Source organism: uncultured Sphingomonas sp., from assembly GCF_946477935.1.
GTDB lineage: Bacteria > Pseudomonadota > Alphaproteobacteria > Sphingomonadales > Sphingomonadaceae > Sphingomonas.
In genome coordinates this window covers 1-6,741 of sequence record NZ_CAMLAC010000197.1, presented here as the reverse complement: position 1 = coordinate 6,741, position 6,741 = coordinate 1, and the positions used below count along the sequence as shown (strand labels likewise).

Genomic DNA, 6,741 nt, shown 5'->3' with positions numbered 1-6,741 from the left:
GGCCATCCTCGACCAGCGCGGCCCGCGCTTCGCCGATCCCCGCCTCGTACAGCCATTCAGCCAAGTGGCAGGCCGGACGCCTTCAACAGCGCGCGCGCCTCGAACAGGGGCAGGCCGACGACGCCCGAATGACTGCCCGACAGGAAGCGCACGAACGCCTCGGCCCGGCCCTGGATGGCATATCCGCCCGCCTTGCCCAGCCCTTCGCCGCACGCGACATACGCGTCGATCTCGGCGGCGGAAAGCGGCTTGAAGGCGACCACGGTGTCGGCGATCCGCGTGCGCACCGTGCCGGCCGCATCGATCACGCAGATGGCGGACAGCGCATGGTGCCGCCGCCCGGAGAGCAACGCCAGCAGCTTGCGCTGCACAACCTCGTCGGTCGCCGGCGGCAGGATGCGCCGCCCGACCGCGATCGTGGTGTCGCCCGCGATCACCACCTCGCCCGCCTCCCGCGCGACGGCCTGCGCCTTTTCCACCGCCAGCCGCAACGCATAGACACGCGGCAGTTCGTTCGGCTGCGGAGTCTCGTCGATATCGGGAGAGGCCTGGCGCGCGGGCACGGCGCCGATCCGCGCGAGCAGATCGCGACGGCGCGGGCTGGACGAGGCGAGAACCAGGCGGGGAGTCACGCAGGGATTCACAGGGGCACCGTCAAGGGTACCACCCATCACTTGAAGCGATACGTGATCCGGCCCTTGGTCAAGTCGTACGGGGTCAGCTCGACGAGCACCTCGTCGCCGACCAGCACGCGGATGCGGTTCTTGCGCATCTTGCCTGCGGTGTGTCCCAGAATCTCGTGGTCATTCTCGAGTTGTACGCGGAACATCGCGTTGGGGAGAAGCTCCACCACGCGGCCACGCATCTCGAGCAGTTCTTCCTTGGCCAAAAAACTACCTCAGCTGGTCGTAAAAAGGGTTCGCCGCAACGGCGCGCCGCCTTAGCCGAGAAAGGCTCGAAAAGAAAGGCGCGCGGATCAGCGGGGATATGCCCCATATGGGTAGCGCATATCCACCCGGCAAGTCACGCGCGCCCGGCCTTCGCGCCCCCTTCCCCGTCCCCTACCCCATGCACCACCACGGTCGCCACCGCCAGGTCGCCGGTCACGTTCAACATCGACCGGCACATGTCCAGAAACCGGTCGACGCCCAGGATCAGCCCGATCGCGGTCGGCGGCACGCCCACCATCCCCAGGATCAGTGCGATGACGGGCAGCGAGCCCGCCGGCACGCCTGCGGTGCCGATCCCGCCCAGGATGCACACCGCCATCACCATCGCCTGCTGCCCCAGCGACAGGTCGTGGCCGAACAGTTGCGCCAGGAAGATCACGGTCACGCCCTCGAAGATCGCGGTGCCGTTCTGGTTGGCGGTCGCGCCGATCGTCAGCACGAAACGCGACACCTTGCGCGGCAGCTTCAACTGCTCTTCCGCGACCTTCAGCGAGGTGGGCAGCGTCGCGTTGGACGATGCGGTGGCGAACGCCATCACCATCGCCTCCTGCACGCCGGCGAAGAAGCGCCACGGCCGCATGCCCCCGCCCAGCCACACCGCCAGCCCATAGACGACGACCAACTGGAACCCGAGCGCCAGCAGCACCGTGCCGACATAGGCCCCCAGCCGCACCAGCAGGTCCAGCCCGAACAACGCCGCCAGGTTGAACATGAAACACGCGACCGCGACCGGGGCCAGCCGGATGACCAGCCCGATCAGCCGCAGCGTCACCGCAAGGATGCCCTCGATCGCCTCGCGCAGCGCCCGCGTCTTCTCCTCGCCGACCAGCACCAGCCCGATGCCGAAGGCCAGCGCGAACATCATCAGCGCCAATATGTCGTCCTGCGATGCCGCGCGGATGACGTTGGACGGGATGATCGCCAGCACCTGCTCCACCGCCCCCGGCTGCTCGCGCGTCGACGCCAGAATGCTCCCCGCCCCCTGCTCCGCCTGCGCCAGCAGGGCGCGCGCCGTCTCCGCATCCACCCCGCTACCGGGCCGCAGCACGTTGACCAGCACCAGCGCCACCACCACCGAAATCGCCGACAAAACAAACGTCGCCGCCAGGGTGCGCAGCCCGATCCGCTTCAGCGCGGCGACATCGCCCATCTCCGCCACCCCGGTCACCAGCGCGGAGAACAGCAACGGGATGACCAGCATGAACAACAACCGCAGGAACACCTGTCCCAGTGGCCCGGTGACATAGGTCGTCACCGCCTCCACCCAGCCTGCGCCCCCTGCCGTCAGATTGACCACCAGCCCGGCGCCCAGCCCCACGGCGAAGCCGATCAGCATCTGGTAATGCAGCGCGATGCCGGTCGGGGAGGCGGGAGCGGTGTCGGTCATGCGGGGTGAACGCCCGACCGGTGTACCATGCCCCGCCGCCCCCGCGTCATGCCGGGTTATGCTTGGCCAGGAACGCCGCCATGGCCTTCAGGAACTCCAGCCGGTCCTCACCGCGGGTGAAATGATGGTCGGCCAGCGGCTGCTCGATATAGTCGTACGGCTTGCCCGCCGCCTTCAGGGCATCGGCCATCATCCGCGACTGTTTCACCGGCACGCGCTTGTCCTCGCGCCCATGCACCAGCAGGATCGGGATGGTGAAGGCCGCCGCCCCGAACCGGGGCGATACCGCGCGGTAATCGGGCGCCTGCTTCTTCAGCCAGTCACCGCGGGTCTTGCCGAACAGGAACTGCCCGTCATAGCGCTGCATCGCGGCCAGGTCCGACACCCCGGCATAGGATACCGCGCAGCGATACAGGTCGCCATTCCGCTGCGCCGCGCGCATCGCGGCATAGCCGCCATAGGATGCGCCGATCATGCACACGCGCTTGGGGTCGGCGATGCCCTGCTTGGCCAGGAAGGGAATGGCATCGTCCAGGTCGTCCTGCATCTTCAGGCCCCATTGCCCCTCGCCCTTCTTCGCGAAGTCGATGCCGTAACCGGACGATCCCCGGTAATTGGGCTGGATCACCGCATAACCCAGCTCCGCCAGATACTGCACCCACCAGTCCCATCCTTCCGAATCGCGCGCGAAGGGCCCGCCATGCGGCAGCACGATCAGCGGCAGGTTCTTCGGCGCGCGCAGCCGCGGCAGGGTCAGCACCGCCTCGATCGGCGTGCCGTCGCGCGCGGTGTAATGCACGGTCGACACCGGCGACAGCACGCGGCCCTTCAGCGTGTCGTTGTTCCAGGCATAACGCTGCATGTTGCCGTAAGCAGTGTCCCAGAAATACAGCGCCCCCGCCTGGGACGGACGTCCCACCTCGACCAGGAATTTGCTGCGGTCGCTGTTCCACGACACGATACGCGCCCGGCGCGCCGACCGCCTTGTCCACGTCCTCCTGGATCTGCTTCAACGCCGGATTGAACCACACCATATGACCGAAGGTGTCGGTCACGTTGACGCCGTCGGCATCGGTCTCCGCCGCATTGTCGATCAGGCCGTCCAGGTCATAGCCTTGCGCGGCATAGAGTTTCTTGCCCAGCTTCAGGTCGGGCAGCGACACCTCGTACAGCGCATCGAACCCTTCGCTGTCGTCGAATGCCAGCGCGGAGCCGTCGGGGCGGAAGGTCAGCGGCACCACCATGCCCTCGTCGCGCTTGCGGTCGGCGCGCGCGATGGTGCGAAACGGTTCGCCGTTGCGGTCGCGGTACAACAGCATCGCCTTGCGGCTTTCGTCATTGTAGCGATAACCGATCCGCACCTGGCCCTGCCCGTCGGCATACCAGTTCCATACGTTGCGCTGCCCATCGGCCACCAGCTTGGCCCGTCCGGTCGACAGATCCGCCTCGAACACCGACGGATAGACCTGGTCCATCGACTCGATGCCGGTCTGCTTGGCGAACAGGATGCGCGGGCTGCCGTCCTTGGCGGTCCACAAGACCTCGTCGGCGCGGATGCCGGAGCGGCTCCAGTCGATCTGCTTGCTGCTGCTCAGGTCCGCCGGCACGCCCAGCATGCGGGTGACGTACACCTCCTCGCCATAGATCGTGTCCTGTGCGCCGATGCCCACCGCCAGCCACTTGTCGCCGACCCAGCGCCACCAGTTGACGTCCATCTTGTCGCCGATCCGCATCGTCTTGGCGGCTTTGGTGTCGCGCAACGGCATGACGACCAGATACTGCTTGCCCTTGATCGCCATCTTGGCGGCGACGTGCGTCCCGTCCGGCGACAGTTTCGGACCTTCCATCGTCGGCAGCTCGGCGAACACGTCGACCGGCACCGGGCCATTGTCCGCCGCGGGTTTTTGCACGACCGGGCTGGCCCCCGTCACCAACAGGGCCAATGCATAGATTCCAGGCTTCATGTCTTCCCCCCTTCGGCACGGCCCCTTCCCCTGGGCCGCACCGAAGGCACGGAGAATATCAATGCGGCGTCCCCAGGCAAGGGGGGCGCCGCACCGCCCCCGCGGTTTACCCCCCGGCCAGCGCCGCCAGCAACAGCAGCGCGACGATGTTGGTGATCTTGATCATCGGGTTAACCGCCGGACCGGCGGTGTCCTTGTACGGATCGCCCACCGTGTCGCCGGTCACCGCCGCCTTGTGCGCCTCCGATCCCTTGCCGCCGTGATTGCCATCCTCGATATATTTCTTGGCATTGTCCCACGCGCCGCCGCCGCTCGTCATCGACAGGGCGACGAACAGGCCCGACACGATCACACCCAGCAGCATCGCGCCCAGCGCGGCGAAGCCGTTCGCCTGCCCCGCCACCGCCCGCACGATGAAATACACCGCGATCGGCGACAGCACGGGCAACAGCGAGGGCACGATCATCTCGCGGATGGCGGCGCGCGTCACCAGGTCGACCGTCCGCCCGTAATTGGGCCGGCTGGTGCCTGCCATGATGCCCGGATTGTCGCGGAACTGGCCGCGCACCTCCTCCACCACCGCGCCGGCCGCGCGGCCGACCGCGGTCATCCCGAACGCGCCGAACAGATAGGGCAGCAGCGCGCCGAGCAGCAGTCCCACGATGACGTACGGATTGGACAGGCTGAAATCGACCGTCACGTCCGGGAAATAGGTCCGCAGGTCGGTGGTATAGGCCCCGAACAGGACGAGCGCGGCCAGCCCCGCGGAGCCGATCGCATAGCCCTTGGTCACCGCCTTGGTGGTGTTGCCCACCGCGTCCAGCGCATCGGTCCGCTCGCGCACCTCGTCGGGCAGGCCCGCCATCTCGGCGATGCCGCCGGCATTGTCGGTGACCGGGCCATAGGCGTCGAGCGCGACCACCATCCCCGCCTGCGCCAGCATCGCGGTTGCGGCAAAGGCGATGCCGATGATCCCCGCCAACTGGTACGCCACCACCACCGCGACGACGATCACCAGCGTCGGCAGCGCGGTCGCCTCCAGGCTGATCGCCAGCCCCTGGATCACGTTGGTGCCGTGCCCCGTCTCCGACGCGCGGGCGATCGACTTGACGGGGCGATAGGCGGTGCCCGTGTAATATTCGGTGATCCACACGATCAGCGCGGTCACCGCCAGCCCGACCAGCATGCACCAGAACAGGTCCATGCCGGTGAAGCTCGCGGCACTACCGGGATTCGGGTCCAGCGTCAGCGCGTCGGCACCCGCGTCCAGAAAGCCCGCGCCGCCGATCGGTACCGACAGGTCCCCCAGCACCCAGCGCGTGGCGAGGTACAGCGCCGGGATCGACAATAGGGCGGAGGTCCAGAACCCCTTGTACAGCGCCCCCATGATGCTGCCCCGGCCAAGGCGCACCGCATAGGTGCCGATGATCGAGGTGACGATGCACACCGCGCCGATCACCAGCGGCAGGCCCATCAACTGCATCAGCTCGGCCGCATCGGCGCGCACCAGCAGCGCGATCGACACCATGGTCACGCCCAGCGTCACGACGTATGTCTCGAACAGGTCGGCCGCCATGCCCGCACAGTCGCCGACATTGTCGCCCACATTGTCAGCGATCACCGCCGGGTTGCGGGGATCGTCCTCGGGTATCCCCGCCTCCACCTTGCCGACCAGATCCGCGCCGACATCGGCCGCCTTGGTGAAGATGCCACCGCCCAGCCTGGCGAAGATCGAGATCAGCGACGCGCCGAACGCCAGCGCGGTCAGCGCCTCCACGATCCCCCGATCGTTCGGCAGGCGCCCGCCGGGCCCGGTCAGATACCAGAACAGCACCGCGATCGACAGCAGGCCCAGCCCGGCGACCAGCATCCCCGTCACCGCCCCCGATCGGAACGCCGCGGTCAGCCCGCCCTGCAGGCTGGTGCGCGCCGCCTCCGCCGTCCGCACATTGGCGCGCACCGAGATCGTCATCCCCACGAACCCCGCCACCCCCGACAGGATCGCGCCGATCGCAAAGGCGGTGGTGGACAGCCATCCCAGCGTTACCGCCATCACCACGGCAACGGCCACGCCCACGATGGCGATGGTGGTATATTGCCGCCCCAGATAGGCCTTGGCCCCTTCCTGGATGGCGGCGGCGATGTCCTGCATCCGCGCATCACCGGGCGACAACCCCAGCAACTGGCGGCTTGTTATGGCACCATAAAGTACGGCGATCAGTCCGCCGATCATGGCCACGGAGACGGTCGTCATGCTTAAGCATCCTCCCTCGTCCAAAACCCGGTCTGCTGCCGGATAAGGGGGGAGGCTAAACACCCGCCGCTAAAACGCAATCATCATGTGATAGTCCGGCGCGCCGGCCGATCACGAACCGCGATGCTCGAACCCCAGCGACGACGGCAACGCCACCACGCGTCCATGCTCGACCAGCGACAGGCC

Annotated in this window: 6 protein-coding genes; 1 reads left to right on the top strand and 5 read right to left on the bottom strand. The window is 67.6% G+C overall.

Annotated features, from left to right (window positions below; all coding sequences use genetic code 11):
- Positions 1-56: 56 nt before the first annotated feature.
- From Q0U08_RS16045 to Q0U08_RS16030, 4 genes are all read right to left on the bottom strand, one after another.
- Positions 57-671, bottom strand: a complete 615-nt coding sequence (locus tag Q0U08_RS16045) for a nucleoside triphosphate pyrophosphatase (RefSeq protein ID WP_298092559.1) — start codon at positions 669-671, stop codon at positions 57-59.
- Positions 671-889 (bottom strand): translation initiation factor IF-1, encoded by a 219-nt coding sequence (gene infA / locus Q0U08_RS16040; RefSeq protein WP_007403889.1) that lies wholly within the window; start codon positions 887-889, stop codon positions 671-673. The genes Q0U08_RS16045 and infA overlap by 1 nt, the downstream gene beginning before the upstream one ends.
- Positions 890-1,023: 134 nt before the next feature.
- Positions 1,024-2,337 carry a dicarboxylate/amino acid:cation symporter gene (locus Q0U08_RS16035; RefSeq protein WP_298092558.1) on the bottom strand — a complete coding sequence of 438 codons (1,314 nt, stop codon included), beginning with the start codon at positions 2,335-2,337 and terminating at the stop codon, positions 1,024-1,026.
- Positions 2,338-2,383: 46 nt separating this feature from the next.
- Entirely contained in the window at positions 2,384-3,199 is an 816-nt protein-coding gene (locus Q0U08_RS16030) for an alpha/beta fold hydrolase (protein WP_298092560.1), read from the bottom strand.
- A 172-nt stretch (positions 3,200-3,371) separates the two neighbouring features.
- Here Q0U08_RS16030 and Q0U08_RS16025 point away from each other — a divergent pair, with 172 nt between their 5' ends.
- Positions 3,372-4,457, top strand: a complete 1,086-nt coding sequence (locus Q0U08_RS16025; RefSeq protein ID WP_298092557.1) for a hypothetical protein — start codon at positions 3,372-3,374, stop codon at positions 4,455-4,457.
- Here Q0U08_RS16025 and Q0U08_RS16020 read toward each other — a convergent pair.
- Complete coding sequence (locus Q0U08_RS16020) at positions 4,408-6,555, bottom strand: sodium-translocating pyrophosphatase (RefSeq protein WP_298092556.1); 2,148 nt, start codon at positions 6,553-6,555, stop codon at positions 4,408-4,410. The genes Q0U08_RS16025 and Q0U08_RS16020 overlap by 50 nt on opposite strands.
- Positions 6,556-6,741: the final 186 nt, after the last annotated feature.

Coding starts and splice junctions, on each gene's coding strand:
- Q0U08_RS16045 (WP_298092559.1), bottom strand. CDS start 671: ATGGGTGGTACCCTTGACGGTGCCCCTGTGAATCCCTGCGTGACTCCC.
- Q0U08_RS16035 (WP_298092558.1), bottom strand. CDS start 2,337: ATGACCGACACCGCTCCCGCCTCCCCGACCGGCATCGCGCTGCATTAC.
- Q0U08_RS16030 (WP_298092560.1), bottom strand. CDS start 3,199: ATGCAGCGTTATGCCTGGAACAACGACACGCTGAAGGGCCGCGTGCTG.
- Q0U08_RS16025 (WP_298092557.1), top strand. CDS start 3,372: ATGACCGAAGGTGTCGGTCACGTTGACGCCGTCGGCATCGGTCTCCGC.
- Q0U08_RS16020 (WP_298092556.1), bottom strand. CDS start 6,555: ATGACGACCGTCTCCGTGGCCATGATCGGCGGACTGATCGCCGTACTT.